Origin of the sequence: Pseudoalteromonas sp. P1-16-1b (assembly GCF_001401785.1) — a bacterium.
Classification (GTDB): Bacteria; Pseudomonadota; Gammaproteobacteria; order Enterobacterales; family Alteromonadaceae; genus Pseudoalteromonas; species Pseudoalteromonas undina.
In genome coordinates this window covers 20,838-36,352 of record NZ_LKGQ01000032.1, presented here as the reverse complement: position 1 = coordinate 36,352, position 15,515 = coordinate 20,838, and the positions used below count along the sequence as shown (strand labels likewise).

15 protein-coding genes are annotated in these 15,515 nt (G+C 41.4%); 4 read left to right on the top strand and 11 right to left on the bottom strand.

What is annotated here, in order from left to right; genetic code table 11:
- Window positions 1-283 precede the first annotated feature (283 nt).
- The 3 genes from AN392_RS16970 to prlC all read right to left on the bottom strand — a co-directional run bounded on the left by AN392_RS16970 (window position 284) and on the right by prlC (window position 4,497).
- Entirely contained in the window at window positions 284-1,039 is a 756-nt protein-coding gene (locus AN392_RS16970; RefSeq protein WP_008467222.1) for a class I SAM-dependent methyltransferase, read from the bottom strand.
- A 65-nt stretch (window positions 1,040-1,104) separates the two neighbouring features.
- Entirely contained in the window at window positions 1,105-2,283 is a 1,179-nt protein-coding gene (locus AN392_RS16965; RefSeq protein WP_055013345.1) for a PleD family two-component system response regulator, read from the bottom strand.
- A 162-nt stretch (window positions 2,284-2,445) separates the two neighbouring features.
- A complete protein-coding gene (gene prlC / locus AN392_RS16960) occupies window positions 2,446-4,497 on the bottom strand; it encodes an oligopeptidase A (protein ID WP_055013346.1) in 2,052 nt (683 codons plus the stop codon).
- A gap of 230 nt (window positions 4,498-4,727) precedes the next feature.
- On the opposite strand from prlC, the gene gorA reads away from it, so the two are divergent.
- On the top strand, window positions 4,728-6,089 hold the full coding sequence (gene gorA / locus AN392_RS16955) for a glutathione-disulfide reductase (protein WP_055013344.1): 1,362 nt from the start codon (window positions 4,728-4,730) through the stop codon (window positions 6,087-6,089).
- A gap of 156 nt (window positions 6,090-6,245) precedes the next feature.
- Here gorA and zapE read toward each other — a convergent pair whose 3' ends face one another.
- Window positions 6,246-7,334 carry a cell division protein ZapE gene (zapE, locus tag AN392_RS16950; RefSeq protein WP_054202362.1) on the bottom strand — a complete coding sequence of 363 codons (1,089 nt, stop codon included), beginning with the start codon at window positions 7,332-7,334 and terminating at the stop codon, window positions 6,246-6,248.
- A gap of 121 nt (window positions 7,335-7,455) precedes the next feature.
- Between zapE and AN392_RS16945 the strand changes: the two genes are divergently transcribed.
- The 3 genes from AN392_RS16945 to AN392_RS16935 all read left to right on the top strand — a co-directional run bounded on the left by AN392_RS16945 (window position 7,456) and on the right by AN392_RS16935 (window position 10,535).
- A complete protein-coding gene (locus tag AN392_RS16945) occupies window positions 7,456-7,890 on the top strand; it encodes a YhcB family protein (protein ID WP_055013343.1) in 435 nt (144 codons plus the stop codon).
- Window positions 7,891-8,012: 122 nt separating this feature from the next.
- Window positions 8,013-9,365 (top strand): Do family serine endopeptidase, encoded by a 1,353-nt coding sequence (locus AN392_RS16940; RefSeq protein ID WP_055013342.1) that lies wholly within the window; start codon window positions 8,013-8,015, stop codon window positions 9,363-9,365.
- Between the two features lie 87 nt (window positions 9,366-9,452).
- A complete protein-coding gene (locus AN392_RS16935; RefSeq protein ID WP_055013341.1) occupies window positions 9,453-10,535 on the top strand; it encodes a trypsin-like peptidase domain-containing protein in 1,083 nt (360 codons plus the stop codon).
- Between the two features lie 292 nt (window positions 10,536-10,827).
- On the opposite strand, the gene murA is transcribed toward AN392_RS16935, so the two are convergent.
- The 7 genes from murA to AN392_RS16900 are packed head-to-tail and all read right to left on the bottom strand — an operon-like array spanning window position 10,828 to window position 15,494.
- A complete protein-coding gene (gene murA / locus AN392_RS16930) occupies window positions 10,828-12,087 on the bottom strand; it encodes a UDP-N-acetylglucosamine 1-carboxyvinyltransferase (protein WP_055013340.1) in 1,260 nt (419 codons plus the stop codon).
- Window positions 12,088-12,101: 14 nt separating this feature from the next.
- Entirely contained in the window at window positions 12,102-12,359 is a 258-nt protein-coding gene (locus tag AN392_RS16925) for a BolA family protein (RefSeq protein ID WP_007378312.1), read from the bottom strand.
- 5 nt (window positions 12,360-12,364) lie between these two features.
- Window positions 12,365-12,658, bottom strand: coding sequence for a lipid asymmetry maintenance protein MlaB (locus AN392_RS16920; RefSeq protein ID WP_010390575.1), 294 nt, complete (start codon window positions 12,656-12,658; stop codon window positions 12,365-12,367).
- Entirely contained in the window at window positions 12,651-13,331 is a 681-nt protein-coding gene (locus AN392_RS16915; protein WP_055013339.1) for a phospholipid-binding protein MlaC, read from the bottom strand. The genes AN392_RS16920 and AN392_RS16915 overlap by 8 nt, the downstream gene beginning before the upstream one ends.
- 5 nt (window positions 13,332-13,336) lie before the next feature.
- Window positions 13,337-13,885: an outer membrane lipid asymmetry maintenance protein MlaD gene (mlaD, locus tag AN392_RS16910; RefSeq protein WP_008115537.1), complete on the bottom strand. Its 549-nt coding sequence runs from the start codon at window positions 13,883-13,885 to the stop codon at window positions 13,337-13,339.
- 14 nt (window positions 13,886-13,899) lie between these two features.
- Window positions 13,900-14,679, bottom strand: coding sequence for a lipid asymmetry maintenance ABC transporter permease subunit MlaE (gene mlaE, locus AN392_RS16905; RefSeq protein ID WP_055013338.1), 780 nt, complete (start codon window positions 14,677-14,679; stop codon window positions 13,900-13,902).
- Window positions 14,679-15,494, bottom strand: coding sequence for an ATP-binding cassette domain-containing protein (locus tag AN392_RS16900; RefSeq protein WP_082424821.1), 816 nt, complete (start codon window positions 15,492-15,494; stop codon window positions 14,679-14,681). Before AN392_RS16900 ends, mlaE begins: the two co-directional genes overlap by 1 nt.
- Window positions 15,495-15,515: the final 21 nt, after the last annotated feature.

The following is a 15,515-nucleotide window of genomic DNA, read 5'->3' as shown; positions in this document are numbered from 1 at the left end:
GTCAGCGGTCAGCGGTCAGCGGTCAGCGGTCAGCGGTCAGCGGTCAGCGGTCAGCGGTCAGCGGTCAGCGGTCAGCGGTCAGCGGTCAGGTAGTAAAATAAAACACCGAGCCTTATGCAAGCCCAGTTTTTATATTATAGGCGAGAGTTTACCTCGCGCACTTTCACAACATGTCAAACTACCTGCGCGGCGTAAAGCTCCGCCTACGTTTAACCCAAACACCGTACTTGGCTTAATCTTTTGCTGGCAACTGACAGCTGAAGACTAAAAACTGTTCTTTAACCTAAACCATCGCGGCTTTTACATACACATCAAAGCGGTTCTTCTTGGTTTTGATTTGCATGCTTGGAGTTTTATCATTTAAAAATGGTGCATAATCGGGGCGTTTCACTACTACACGCTTACTGGCAAGAGGGTAAGCAAAATCGAGTAAATCATCGGCGTCGGTATCGCCACCCACTAACTCTTGGAATACCCGCATTTCTTTTTTAACCAGCGCTGATTTTTCACGGTGCGGGAACATTGGATCAAGGTAAACCACATCGGGCATGCTGTCACATTGAGCAAGTAAAGTATGGCTTGAGCCAAAGATAAGGCTCATATTTTGCTGCATCCATGGGCCAATTTCACTATCGTTATAAGCACGTTGTAAGCCATCATATAACAGTGCAGCAACCACGGGATGGCGCTCATGTAAAATTACTTTACAGCCTAATGAGGCTAACACAAAACCATCACGCCCAAGGCCTGCTGTGGCATCGAGTACCACTGGCGTTGCGCCCTTGTTAAGACCAACTGCTTTGGCAATTGATTGCCCTTTACCACCACCAAATTTACGCCTATGTGCAACGGCACCAGTTACAAAGTCTACGTTAATAGCACCTAATTTTGGCTCGTCAGTTTTATACAGGCTTAGTCCTTTATCATCGTAATGCAAGCTAAAACCACTGCTTTGCTCTGCCCATTGAGCAAGCCCAAAGCGTGCTTCTAACTCATTTAAATAAGGTCGACACTCTTTAAACGCACACTGTATAACCACTTCACACTCCGATGATAAATTTCACCGTTATTATACCCAAACAAAGCCAATATACGATCTCTAGTTTAAAACAACTCAATATCGTTATTTTCACTCTCAGGTTCTGGCTGCGTTTGTTGTTTACTTAGTTGTGTTTGAGTAATTAAGTCATCACGCTGTTGAGTGGTTGTTTTTAGTTGGTGCTTAATAAAGGCTAAATCATTAGTGGTTGCAACCAGCTGCTGTGATGTATGACTAAGCTGAGTTATTTGCTCATTAAATTGCGAAGTTGATATCTCGTTGTGTGTTTGCATTAGCGATTGGAGTTGCTCAAGTTGCTCTGTAAGCTGGCTAATTGCACTCGTTTGCATGGCGTTTTGATTTTTAAGCTGGGCAACAATATCTTTAAAAGCAAGGGTTAGCTCATTGTCGCGCATTAGTCGATATTGGTGCTGCTGTATAGTCACTACTTTTTCGTTAGTTACTTCTAAAATATGCGGAAATAAATCTTTATAGCGGCCATAAAGTGATGGCGTATCTACAGGCATATTTTTAATTAATAGTGAAATATTAGGGTAATTAATAATAGTACTATGACCAATATCAACAAAGCGTTCTGCATTTTTATGCTGTATGAGTAGCTCTTGCTCTAATGGGCATACACCAGTTTCTTGGCTATAAAACATTCCCTGGTTATTTTGCCAAAAAACAACCACGACATTGAGGTGTAATGGAGTAAAAAAACCTAAAAAGTATTCACTTAGTAATTCTAAATTATCGGCATGATAGCTTTGACAAACAAACCGCATAATGCGCCCCATGTCACCGGTTTCAATCATCGCCATTTCAGCTGTTTTATTGGCCTTTGCTATATCATATTGCAGTGTTGCACACTGCTTGCGGTACTGGTAAAGAATTTTAATCCGTGCCATCAGCTCCTGTGCGTTAAAAGGCTTCAAAATGTAGTCAGCCCCGCCAACACTAAACCCTTTAATACGTTCAGCTTGCCCCACTTTGGATGATAAAAACATTACCGGAATATCTGTTGTGGCTTTATTTTGTTTAATAGTTTGGCAAACCTCATAACCAGACATGCCTGGCATTTCAACATCAAGCAAAATAATATCGGGGTTATATTTAATCGCTTGTCTTATGCCATCTTCACCATTTTTGGCGTGGATCACTTTGCAAAACCCAGCTAAAGATTCTTCAATAATATGGTGCATTAATTTATCGTCATCAATTGCCAGTATTAACTTTGCCATGCGTTAGTCCCTTTTAGTACTTTGTTCAAAGCATAGTACGCCATGTTAAAACTACTAAAATTTATTCAAAATATTCTTTAACAGCGCTGTATTTTAGGCAATAAAAAAGCGCCTCTGGGGCGCTTTTGTAATTATATTTTAATCCGCAAAAATCAACAGACCCTAAGCGGCGATGCCGCTGTGGCGCAGAAGTGCATCTACACTTGGCTCACGACCGCGGAAGTTTTTAAACAGTGCCATTGGCTCTTCGCTGCCGCCTTTTTCAAGAATATGCTGCATAAACGCTTGGCCAGTTTGTGGATTAAAAATCCCCTCTTCTTCAAATTTAGAGTAGGCATCTGCCGAAAGTACTTCAGCCCATTTATACGAGTAATAACCTGCACTATAACCGCCCGCAAAAATATGACTAAAGCCATGCTGAAAACGGTTAAACGCTGGCGGCTTAATGACTGAGGTACGACTGCGTACATCATCAAGCACAGCTTGAATGTTACATGGTTTGTCTGCCACGTAGTCATGGTGAATTTTAAAATCGAATAACGAGAACTCAAGTTGTCTTAGCATTTGCATACCTGAGTTGTAATTTTTAGCGGCCAATAGTTTATCTAGTAGCTCTTTTGGTAATGGCTCACCGGTTTCGAAGTGGCCTGAAATAAAGCTTAGGGCTTCTTCTTCGTAACACCAGTTTTCTAAAAACTGACTTGGCAATTCAACGGCATCCCATGCCACACCATTAATACCAGCAACAGGCGCTGCATCTACTTGAGTTAACATGTGGTGAATGCCGTGACCAAACTCATGGAACAGTGTGGTTACTTCATTATGGGTAAACAAAGCAGGCTTATCGCCAATCGCTTTATTAAAGTTACACACTAAGTAAGCAACTGGTGTTTGAAGTTCACCATTAGCACGCACTTTACGGCCCATACAGTCATCCATCCACGCACCACCACGCTTGTGGTCACGGGCGTATAAATCTAAGTAGAAACGACCACGTAAAGTATTGTTGCTATCGTAAATTTCAAAAAAGCGCACATCTTTATGGTAAAAATCAATGTCTTTTTGCTCTTTAACTGTAATACCAAATAAGCGGTTAACGGTTTCGAACAAACCACTAAGCACTTTATCGGCAGGGAAGTATGGGCGTAATACTTCATCTGAAATCGCGTATTTTTCTTGCTTTAGCTTTTCGCTGTAATAACCAAAGTCCCATGCCTGTAGTTCACTAATACCGTGCTGTTGCTCTGCGTATTGTTGCAACTCTTTAAGCTCTTGCTCTGCTTGTGGCTTAGATTTAGCGGCTAAATCTTCTAAAAATGAAAATACCTGTGCAGGTGATTCTGCCATTTTTGTAGCTAACGATTTTTCGGCGTAATTATTAAAGCCTAGTAATTGTGCTAACTCATGACGCAGTGCCAGTTCTTCACTCATTATCGCTGAGTTATCGAACTCACCCGCATTTGGCCCTTGATCGGATGCACGAGTAGAAAACGCGGTGTATGTTTCTTTGCGAAGTTCACGGTCGTCTGCGTAAGTCATTATAGGTAAGTAAGAAGGGAAATCGAGAGTGAATACCCAGCCTTCTAAGTCTTTACTTTTTGCTGTATCGGCCGCTAATGCCAGTGCTGACTCTGGTAAACCCGCTAGTTGGCTTTCATCGGTAATATGCTTATGCCATGCAAGCGTGGCATCCATCACATTATTACCAAATTTTGAAGCAAGCTCTGATAAACGCGCACTAATTTCACCGTAGCGTTTTTGCTGCTCAGGATTTAGTGCAATGCCTGAAAGCTTAAAGTCACGCAATGCGTTGGTAACAGTTTTCTGCTGAGCGGTAGTGAGTGTTTTAAATTCATCGCTATTATAAAGCGCGCTGTAAGCCTCATATAAGCCTTGGTGTTGGCCAACAAAAGTAGAATATTCAGAAATAAGCGGTAAACACTGCTCATAAGCTTCGCGAAGTTCATCGTTGTTCATCACCGAGTTTAAATGTGATACCGGTGAAAATAATCGCGATAGTTTATCGTCAGCTTCTTCAAGGGGTAATACTAAATCATTCCAGGTGTATGATTGCTTTGCTAATACATCATCAATTGCACTGCGACAGTGCTCAATACCTTTTTTTAGTGCCGGGACAACATGCTCTGGCTTTATTTTTGAAAAAGGCGGTAAACCTTCAAGCCCGATTAGGGGATTTGTTTGTGCATTGCTCATAGTCATTCTCAGTTTGTGCAAATATAAAAATGAAGTTGGGGCAAAATACGTAAATACAAGGGGAAGTGTTCAGCTCTTAGCTTAATATACGCTCGACTAATAATACCTTGATCTTAACTAGCTTGATTTTCGTTTGATGGTAGAGATTTTAGCAAACCTGAACAAGTGACTTGTTCATCGCATATGATATTATCGGTAAAACATTGTTAAACACATTTAGAGGATTAAACATGGCTCAGCATTTTGATTACATTGCAATTGGTGGCGGTAGTGGTGGTATTGCATCAGCTAACCGTGCAGCAATGCGTGGCGCAAAAGTAGCACTTATTGAAGCAAAACACATGGGTGGCACCTGCGTAAACGTAGGGTGTGTTCCTAAAAAAGTAATGTGGCACGGTGCTCAAGTTGCTGAAGCTATTAATCTTTATGCTCCTGATTACGGATTTGATGTTGAAGTTAAAGGCTTTGACTGGTCAAAACTAGTAGAAAGCCGTGAAGCCTATATTGGCCGTATTCACAAAGGCTATGATAATGGTTTAGCTAAAAATGGCGTAACTGTGATCAAAGGTTTTGCAAAGTTTGTTGATAGTAAAACCGTTGAAGTAGATGGCGAACACTATACTGCCGATCACATTTTAGTTGCCGTTGGTGGCCGCCCTACTATTCCTAATATTCCAGGTGCTGAACACGGTATTGATTCAAACGGCTTTTTTGAGCTGAACGAACAACCTAAACGTGTTGCTGTTGTTGGTGCCGGTTATATTGCCGTAGAAATTGCCGGTGTGCTGCACAGCTTAGGTACACAAACTCACTTATTTGTTCGTAAGAGCAAGCCACTACGTACCTTTGACCCATACATTATCGACACACTGGTTGATATTATGGCAAAAGAAGGCCCAACACTGCACACTGAGTGTTCACCAAAAGAAGTGGTAAAAGAGGCTGATGGCAGCTTAACGATTCATTTCGAGAATGGTTACAGCGAAAATGTTGATCAGGTTATTTGGGCTATAGGCCGCACGCCAACAACCGATAAAATTAACCTTGCTGCAGCAGGCGTAGAAGTAAACGAAAGCGGTTATGTAAAAGTAGATGAATACCAAAACACCACAGCTGAAAATGTATACGCTGTGGGTGATATTATCGAAAATGGTATTGAGCTTACACCGGTTGCTGTTAAAGCGGGTCGTACTCTATCGGAGCGTTTATTTAATAAAGAATTGCCGAACGATTTAAAAATGGACTACAGCCTAGTACCAACCGTAGTATTTAGCCACCCACCTATCGGCACAATTGGTTTAACTGAGCAAGAAGCGATTTCTCAGTACGGCGGCGAAAATGTCAAAGTATATAAATCAAGCTTTGCGGCTATGTATACCGCAGTTACTCAGCACCGCCAAGCCTGTAATATGATGTTAGTGTGTGCAGGCGATGATGAAAAAGTTGTGGGCTTACACGGTATTGGTTTTACCGTTGATGAAATGATTCAGGGTTTTGCAGTCGCCATGAAAATGGGCGCAACTAAGGCCGATTTTGATGCGGTTGTCGCACTACACCCAACCGGGTCGGAAGAGTTTGTTACTATGAGATAAGCTCGAGGTTCGAGGTTCGAGGTTCGAGGTTCGAGGTTCGAGGTTCGAGGTTCGAGAAAATAAAAAACCTTGCGGTTAACATCGCAAGGTTTTTTTATTTAGAAGTTAGATGTTTTGCTCGAGACCCGCAGCCCGTCGCCCGCTAACCTTCGTATTTTAAGCTAAATGCTCTCGGGCTAAATACTCTAGCGATTGCATTTCTTGTAAGCGACTAATACAGCGTTTAAATTCAAAGTTTAAATTGCCTTGTGTATAGAGCTCGGTAATCGGTTTTTCTGCAGAGATAATTAACGTTACATTACGCTCATAAAATTCATCTACTAACGCAATAAAGCGCCTTGCTGCGTCATCATTATTTTGCCCTAGCTGTTTTACATTAGATAAAATCACCGTGTTATATAATCGGCTTATTTCCATGTAATCAACTTGGCTACGGGCAGTTTCACACAGTTCGCTAAATTCAAACATAACGATGCAGTCAGATACTTTGCGAGTGTTGATCATCCGCCCTTCTATTTCTATTGGGGTATCTAGTTTACCGACTTCTGGCGAGAGCTTGTCAAAATATTCGAATAGGTTTTTATCGGCTTGTTCATCAAGCGGGCTATGAAAAATTTCTGCTTGCTCAAGAGTACGCAATCGGTAATCAACGCCTGAATCAACATTAACTATTTCCGTATGCTTATTCACCAAGGCAATAGCCGGTAAAAAACGGGCACGCTGCAAGCCATTGCGGTATAAGTCGTCAGGTATAATATTTGACGTGGCAACCAACACAATACCGCGAGCGAATAATGCTTCCATTAAACCACCGAGCAACATGGCATCAGTAATGTCTTGAACAAAAAATTCATCAAAACAAATTATGTCTGTCTCTGCTTTAAAAATATCTGCTACTGTTTCTAAAGGGTTGGCAGTGTTATTTAACTTTTTAAGTTCATCGTGTACTCGGTGCATAAAGCGGTGAAAATGCACTCGCATTTTTCTATCGCCAGGCAAAGCTTCGTAAAAAGTATCAACAAGATAAGTTTTACCACGGCCTACACCACCCCAAAAGTATAAACCTTTAATAGGGGCTGGCTCTGCTTTATTAAAAAGCTTTGCAAAAAAACCTTTAGATTGTGGCTTTGCTTGTGTTAAATCGTCGTATAAACGCTGTAAATGACGAACTGCATTTTCTTGTGCTGCGTCATGTACAAAGTCATCGCGTTGAAGGTCTTGCTGGTATGTTTGCCAAGGAGTCATATCTATTTACAGTTAAAACACAGTTTAATTTGTAAAGCATATTAACACGCATCAATACTCAGGGTATATTAGACTTAGTAGCATTTTAATTTTTTAGTTATTTTCGCATAGAGGTGAATTTATGGGTACATTTACATGGGTAGGGTTAGTGATAGTAGTTGCTATTGCTGCATTTTTCGTTGGTGCCTTTGTCACTAAAAAACAGTTTAAACAAGATGAATTAGAGCAACAAGCAGAGCAAGCTAAGCATTCGCTTGAGCAGTATCGCCAAGATGTTGCCGACCATTTAGCGAATACTGGTAAGTTAGTAAACAAAATGAAAGAAAACTACGATCAGTTATTAAGTCACGTTGAAGAAACTAATCAACTGTTACTTGAAGACAGAAATAAAGCCCCTGCTGAACCGTTTTTCTCAAAAGAAACCACAGAGCAATTACAAGCGTCATTAAAAGAACGTAGTTCAGATCGCTCAAACGCCGATGCTCAACCAGCTGATTATGTGTCGGGTAAGTCAGGTTTATTTGCAGGTGATGAGAATACTTCTAAAGCATCTTGATGAACTTTTTTTTGACCCCATAGTCTTTAGATATAACAGCTTTGTTGTTTTATCTTACTGATATACTTTTTTGAGGCTGCTTATTGCAGCCTTTTGCTTTTTAAGTGGAGTAAACCCTGACTATGAAAATGAAATTATCACTTATCAGTGCTGCTATTTTATCTACTAGCTTATTATTAAGTCCAACCGCCTCGTTTGCTAAGTTGCCGGTTGCCGTTAATGGTCAACAATTACCAACACTTGCCCCTATGCTTGAGCAAATCACGCCAGGTGTAGTGAGTATTCAGGTTTCAGGCTCTAAAGAAGTGCGTCGACGCGGTGACCCACTCGATTTCTTTTTTGGTAACCCGCAGCCACGTAGCCAAAAGCGACAGTTTAGTGGTTTAGGCTCTGGAGTTATTATTGATGCCGACAAAGGCTATGTGGTTACCAACAACCATGTAGTACAAGACGCCGAAAAAATGGTAGTTACCCTCGAAGATGGTCGCGAATATGATGCAACAAAAATTGGCAGCGATAAAGAGTCTGATATTGCGCTACTACAAATAGACGCAGATGAATTAACCGCGGTAAAACTTGCTAACTCAGATGACTTACGTGTCGGTGATTTTGCTGTAGCTATTGGTAACCCTTTTGGTTTAAGCCACACAGTTACCTCAGGTATTGTTAGCGCACTAGGCCGTAGTGGTTTAAATATTGAAGGTTACGAAGATTTCATTCAAACCGATGCCGCGATTAACCAAGGCAACTCAGGTGGCGCTTTAGTTAATTTAAACGGTGAGTTGATTGGTATTAATACCGCTATTTTAGGTGCATCGGGTGGTAATGTGGGGATTGGTTTTGCTATTCCATCAAACATGATGAAAAACCTTGTTGATCAAATTGTAGAACATGGTGAAGTACGCCGTGGCTCGCTAGGTATTTCAGGCCGCCCTCTTGATGCAGGCCTTGCCAAAGCACAGCAGCTTGATGTTAAACAAGGTGCTTACGTTATGCAGGTACTCGATGATACAGCTGCCAGCAAAGCCGGTATTAAAGCAGGCGATGTGATTATTAGCATTAATGGCAGTGAAATTAGTGGCTTCCATGAACTGCGAAGCAAAATAGCCACCTTAGGTGAAGGCCGTGAAGTGCAGCTAGGAATTTATCGTGACGGTAAAGTTAAAAACGTTGAAGTTACCCTAGATGGCGCATCAGGAATTACAGCTGCAGGTGAAGAATTACACCCAGCATTCCAAGGTGCAACACTAGAAAATGTGAAGAAAAACAAAATGAAAGGCATTGAGGTAACCTCGGTCGATCCTCGTTCACCATCAGCACGGGTTGGCCTTGAAGAAGGCGATGTTATTGTGCAAGTAAACCGTCAACGGGTAGAAAGCATTCGCGATATGAACCAAATTATCGACAATATTCAAGGTAATATTGTGTTAGGTGTTAAACGCGGACGCGAGTCTATCTTTGTATTAATTCAGTAATAATACAATAAAAGTAACAGCGGCACTTGCCGCTGTTATTTTTTTTGTGCCATCATAAAGGGATTGCTCACTAACAATAAGAATACCGTGCTAAAACTTCTAAAATTTGTACTTCCTCCTTTGTTTGCCGGTTTAGGCATAGCTTTTTTAGTGGTTTTTTTCAGCCCTAACATGCGTACCGCATTACTACCTAATGTACCCCTGCCCAGTGCAATGACCGCCAGCCATTTGAGCTTTTCTGATGCGGTTAAACGCGCAGCACCATCGGTTGTTACTATTTTTTCAGAAAGCATTTCAAAAGAGCCACGCTACAAACGCCAAAATACCGTGCAAGAGTTAGGATCTGGGGTGATCATGTCACCCGATGGCTATATATTGACAAACTACCATGTGATCAATAATGCCGATCAAATACTGGTGATTCTTACCGATGGGAGACGTTTTTTTGATGTACAACTTATTGGCTTTGATACCATTACCGATTTAGCATTATTAAAAATAAATGCCAACCACCTCCCTGTTATTCCTGTTAATGACAACTACACCTCGAATGTAGGCGATTTGGTGTTAGCAATCGGGAATCCATTAAATTTAGGGCAAACAATTACTCAGGGGATCATTAGCGCCACTGGAAAGCAAAAAATTACCGACAGTCCTTACAATAATTTATTGCAGATGGATGCCGCTATTAACGTGGGTAATTCGGGGGGAGCGCTGGTAAATTCTAATGGCGACTTAGTAGGGATCACCTCAGCCCAATTTAAAACCCGTGAGAACTTGAACATTCAGGGAATATTTTTTGCTGTACCTTATACCCTTGCTAAAGAAGTTATGGGGAAACTTATTCGCCATGGTCGCGTTGTTCGTGGTTATTTGGGCTTTGAAGGCACTGCAGTAGATAGTACAGGCAAAGAGGTCAATGATAGCTTAACGCCTGTCGCAGGCATGCGTATTACCAATCTCGACCCTCTAGGTCCTGCATGGCAGGCGGGTATAGAAGAGCAAGATATTGTAATTAAAATTGCTGGGCTTTCAGTGGCTAATCCACAAAATGTATTAAAAAAGATTGGCAGTACCGAGCCAGGTAAAGAGATTGAGTTTGAGCTATACCGTAACGGTAAAATACAAAAAATAATGGTGAAAGTAGCCGAGCTTGAAACCAAGCTATAAAGCGCTTGTTTACCCTTTGACATCAGCATAAAAAAACGCGATATATAATCGCGTTTTTTATGCGTTAGAATAATAAATGTAACCTGAACTCTGGTTAAGAGATTTACTAACATATTGAATCAAAAATGATATTTATGTTTAGTTTTTCTCTAGCTAGAGATTTTCTGTGAAAACAAGGCGAAATTACGCGTCAATAGCTAGCCTATTGCAAGTAAATTCAACGCAGTTAGCGCTGAAAATAGCTGCTTGAAATAGATTTATTATCCAGAGTTCAGGTTATGTATTAGACTAACTAATTGCTTTTGCGTTTGATGTTAGCACCTAACGCACTGAGTTTATCTTCAATACGCTGATAACCTCTATCTACATGATAAATACGATCAACAACCGTTTCACCTTGGGCCACAATCCCCGTTAAAATAAGGCTCGCTGATGCTCGTAAATCGGTTGCCATAACCTGCGCACCCGATAAGCTTTGTGTCTCACCACAAAAAGCCGTATTGCCTTCAAGGCGAATATTAGCGCCCATACGTTGTAACTCAGGCACATGCATAAACCGATTTTCAAAAATAGTTTCGGTAATGGTCGCACTGCCGTTAGCCACTACATTTAAAGCGGTAAATTGAGCTTGCATGTCGGTTGGAAATCCTGGGTGCGGCATAGTTTTAATATTAACCGCTTTAAGCTCTCGGCCTCGCATATCAAGATAAATACTATCCTCATGCACTTCTAGTAGCGCATTGGTTGCACGCAGTTTTTCAATTACCGGCTCAAGTGAATGAAAGTCGGTCATTTTACACAGTACTTCGCCACCGGCCATCGCGGCGGCAACTAAGAAGGTACCGGTTTCAATACGATCCGGCAATATGCGGTGCTCACAACCTGATAAACGCTCAACCCCTTCAATCTCAATACGGCTAGAACCTGCACCAGTAATTTTAGCGCCCATTGCAATTAAGCAATTAGCTAAATCAATGATTTCGGGCTCGCGCGCTGCATTTTCTAAAACAGTTTTGCCATCTGCAAGCGTTGCCGCCATGAGTAAGTTTTCGGTAGCACCGACACTGATCATTTCCATGAAAATTTCAGCGCCTTTTAAGCGTCCATCTACTTTGGCATTAATATAACCATTTTCCACAGTTATTTGCGCGCCCATGCGCTCTAAACCTTGAATATGAATATCAACTGGGCGTGCACCAATAGCACAGCCACCCGGCAAAGATACTTGAGCCTCACCAAAACGAGCCACTAAAGGCCCAAGTGCGAGCACTGATGCGCGCATTTGCTTTACTAATTCATAAGGCGCTAACGTACTATTTACCGTTGCACCATCAATAATAAGTGAATCACCTTGCCACTGAACATCAGCGCCTAAGGTTTTTAATAAGGCTTCAGTAGTTATAATATCGCGAAGGCGCGGTACATTAGTAAAGGTGCTCTTGCCCTCGGGTAATAAGGCTGCAAATAAAATAGGCAGTGCCGCATTTTTAGCGCCAGAAATAGTTACTTCACCAGCCAGCGAAGTGCCACCTTGAATTACAAATTGATCCATCTAAGGGGCCTTATTTATTGCGGTAAAATGAATTTTTGCTCACGTTTCCACTCAGTCGGAGTAAAAGCGCGGATAGAAACAGCATGAATGGTGCCATCTGAAATAGTATTCATTAATGGGCCATACACTAACTGTTGCTTTTTAACACGACTTAATCCGTCAAAGCATTCACCAACTGCAATTACTTCATAATGACTGCCATTGGCTTTTACATGTACTTCAGCTAACTGAAGTTCGTCGCGTAATAATGTTTCGACTTGACTCGTTTCCATAACTCTCACTCAAATAGGGTTGTAACCTGACCCAACTGCATAAGATTTTGCAGTTGTTCAGGTGGGTTTTGCAATTCAAGGCGAATACCTTGCTGCTTAAATTCTGTAAAAGAGTGAATTAACCAAGCTAAGCCGGCTGTGTCAACCCTTGTGACCTCAGTTAGGTCAAAATAAAGGGTTTTATGCTTAGTTTGTCGCTTAGTGTTCAGAAGCCGTTCATTGCCAATTGAGTTATGAGTCAATTCACCAGTAACTCGTAAATGCTGCTCATCAACTTGGCTGATTGCCAATTTACTCATTTGTATCGCTGCCTCTAAACTGAACCGGTAGCTTACTTTTTTGCTCTAATAGGCCGCTAACATGGTCAATACCTTGTTGGCGTAAAATACCCTGAAGTTCACTTTGTTTTGCATCAAGTAAACTAATACCTTCAGCAATCATGTCGTAAGCGCGCCACTCACCGCTTCGGTCTTCACGTACTTTAAAATCAATTTTTATATCAGGTTTACCCGCTTCAACAATTTTGGTTTTTACCACCACCACGTCTTTACCTTTAAACGGTTGCTCGGCAGCAAATTCAACTTGTTGATTAGTGTATTGGGTAAATACACCGGCATAGGTGGCAACTAAATACTCTCTAAACGCACCAATAAAACGCTGAATATCTTCAATTGCTTTTGCTTTTTCTGCCTTGTCGGTAATTGCGCGTACCTTAGAAACTTCGCTACCTAACACTCTTAGTGCTGCATATTTGTAGTCGATGTACGGCATTAACTCTTCTTCAACAATAACACGTAAATGTTCTTTATCTTTTACTATTAATGGTTGATCTTGAGTAATTCGTGCAAAGGTATTGTCAGCAACTTGACGTACCATTTTATTAGGATCAGTTAATTTTACTTCTGCTGCTTGCACGCTTTGTAATAGCATTAAACTTACCAGCGCAATATTTACTAAAAATGTTTTCAACATAATAATTACTCACTACCTTGGTTGAATAAGAACTGGCCAATTAATTCTTCAAGTACCAATGCCGATTTGGTATCAGTAATTGAATCGCCACTTGCTAATGCTTTGCTTTGCACACCAAATAAATCATCAATAGCTTGGTCTTGTGCACTGTTTGCTACATCTTCGCCTAAACAACGTTGCTTAGCTGAATCCGAGGCGATCACAGGGTTAATACCTAAATATTGCTCACCTAAAATACCCGAGGTTAAAATTGAGATAGAGCTGGTATCTGAAAAACGACATAAATACTGCGCATCAATACTCATGTTCACCACAGGTAAAAACTCTTGCGGGTGTACATAAATTGACTCGACACGACCAATAACAACTCCCCCTACTTTAATAGGCGCGCGAGTTTTTAATGAGCCTATATTTTCAAACTTGGCGTTTAATGTGTAGGTTTCACCTGAGCCGCTAATACCTGAATTGGCCACTTTAAGCGCTAGCATTGAAAATGCCAAGATACCCAGCGCGACAAAAAAACCAACTAAAATTTCTAATTTCCGTGAATTCATTATTTAATACCCTATTAGCTAGTAAACATTACCGCTGTCAAAATAAAGTCAAAACCTAATACCGCCAGTGATGAATGCACCACTGTTTCTGTTGTTGCCTTGCTGATCCCTTCTGATGTAGGAATACAGTCATACCCTTTATAAAGCGCAATCCAAGTCACAACAATCGCAAATACGATACTTTTAATTAAACCGTTTAGTATATCTTTTTCAAACGACACCTGAGATTGCATTATTGACCAAAAGCTTCCGGTATCAACGCCTAGCCAATCAACACCGACTAAGTGAGCACCAATAATAGCGACCGCTGAAAAAATTAACGCCAGTAACGGCATACTAATTAAGCCAGCCCAAAATCGCGGCGCAATAATACGTCTAAGCGGGTCGATAGCCATCATCTCTAGCGACGATAACTGCTCGGTGGCTTTCATTAAGCCGATTTCAGCAGTCAACGCACTACCAGCCCTGCCTGCAAATAATAACGCAGTAACTACCGGTCCAAGCTCACGTAACAAGCTAAGCGCTACTAACGGGCCTAGGCTATCTTCTGCACCATAATCAACTAAAACGGTATAACCTTGCAGCGCTAGAACCATGCCGATAAACAATCCTGACACAACAATGATCAATAATGACTGTGAGCCAACCATGTAGAGTTGGCGCACCAGCAGAGGCGTACCTTTTTTTAAATTGGGTAAATGCCATAATGCACTTGCCAACATTTGCGTTGAACGCCCGAGTGCTGCAAATCGACCCAGCGTTTTATGGCCTATTTTTTGTAGTAAATCCAACATTACTGCGACTCTCCTAACAGTTCATCTGCATAGGTTTGTGCTGGATAATGAAATGGTACAGGCCCATCTGATAATCCTTTTAAAAATTGTTGCACAAGTGGTGATTCGTGCTGACGCATTTCATCTGGCGTGCCGCTACCAATCACACCTTGATCGGCAATAATAATAACATGGTCGGCAATGCTCATTACTTCAGTCACATCGTGCGTAACAATTAAAGAAGATAAACCAAGTACTTCATTTAAAGATTTAATAAGCTTAACCAGCACTCCCATTGAGATAGGATCTTGTCCTGCAAAAGGCTCATCATACATAATAAGTTCAGGATCAAGCGCTATAGAACGAGCCAAGGCTGCACGACGAGCCATACCACCAGATAACTCTGAAGGCATTAAATCTTTAGCACCACGTAAGCCAACTGCTTGTAGTTTCATTAAAACCACTAAACGAATTAAATCTTCACTGAGCTGTGTGTGCTCGCGGATAGGAAATGCGATATTGTCGAACACCGACATATCGGTAAATAATGCACCGCTTTGAAATAACATGCTCATGCGTTTACGTGCCGCGTAGAGCTCTTTACGGGACATGGCGACTATGCTGTCGTTTTTAAATAAAATATCACCGGAGTCGGGTTTGAGCTGGCCACCAATTAAGCGCAGCATCGTGGTTTTGCCAATTCCGCTTGGCCCCATAATGGCAGTAATTTTACCTTCTGGGACATCAAAGCTCATATTTTTGTATATGACCCTATCGCCTCTAGAAAAGGTAACATCCTTGACTTCTACTATTGATTGCGACAAGTCGCTCTCCATAACAATATTCTCTCATATTTC

Coding starts and splice junctions, on each gene's coding strand:
- AN392_RS16945 (WP_055013343.1), top strand. CDS start 7,456: ATGGGTACATTTACATGGGTAGGGTTAGTGATAGTAGTTGCTATTGCT.
- AN392_RS16940 (WP_055013342.1), top strand. CDS start 8,013: ATGAAAATGAAATTATCACTTATCAGTGCTGCTATTTTATCTACTAGC.
- murA (WP_055013340.1), bottom strand. CDS start 12,087: ATGGATCAATTTGTAATTCAAGGTGGCACTTCGCTGGCTGGTGAAGTA.
- AN392_RS16915 (WP_055013339.1), bottom strand. CDS start 13,331: ATGTTGAAAACATTTTTAGTAAATATTGCGCTGGTAAGTTTAATGCTA.
- zapE (WP_054202362.1), bottom strand. CDS start 7,334: ATGACTCCTTGGCAAACATACCAGCAAGACCTTCAACGCGATGACTTT.
- mlaD (WP_008115537.1), bottom strand. CDS start 13,885: ATGAATTCACGGAAATTAGAAATTTTAGTTGGTTTTTTTGTCGCGCTG.
- AN392_RS16965 (WP_055013345.1), bottom strand. CDS start 2,283: ATGGCAAAGTTAATACTGGCAATTGATGACGATAAATTAATGCACCAT.
- mlaE (WP_055013338.1), bottom strand. CDS start 14,679: ATGTTGGATTTACTACAAAAAATAGGCCATAAAACGCTGGGTCGATTT.
- AN392_RS16900 (WP_082424821.1), bottom strand. CDS start 15,494: ATGGAGAGCGACTTGTCGCAATCAATAGTAGAAGTCAAGGATGTTACC.
- AN392_RS16920 (WP_010390575.1), bottom strand. CDS start 12,658: ATGAGTAAATTGGCAATCAGCCAAGTTGATGAGCAGCATTTACGAGTT.
- prlC (WP_055013346.1), bottom strand. CDS start 4,497: ATGAGCAATGCACAAACAAATCCCCTAATCGGGCTTGAAGGTTTACCG.
- AN392_RS16925 (WP_007378312.1), bottom strand. CDS start 12,359: ATGGAAACGAGTCAAGTCGAAACATTATTACGCGACGAACTTCAGTTA.
- gorA (WP_055013344.1), top strand. CDS start 4,728: ATGGCTCAGCATTTTGATTACATTGCAATTGGTGGCGGTAGTGGTGGT.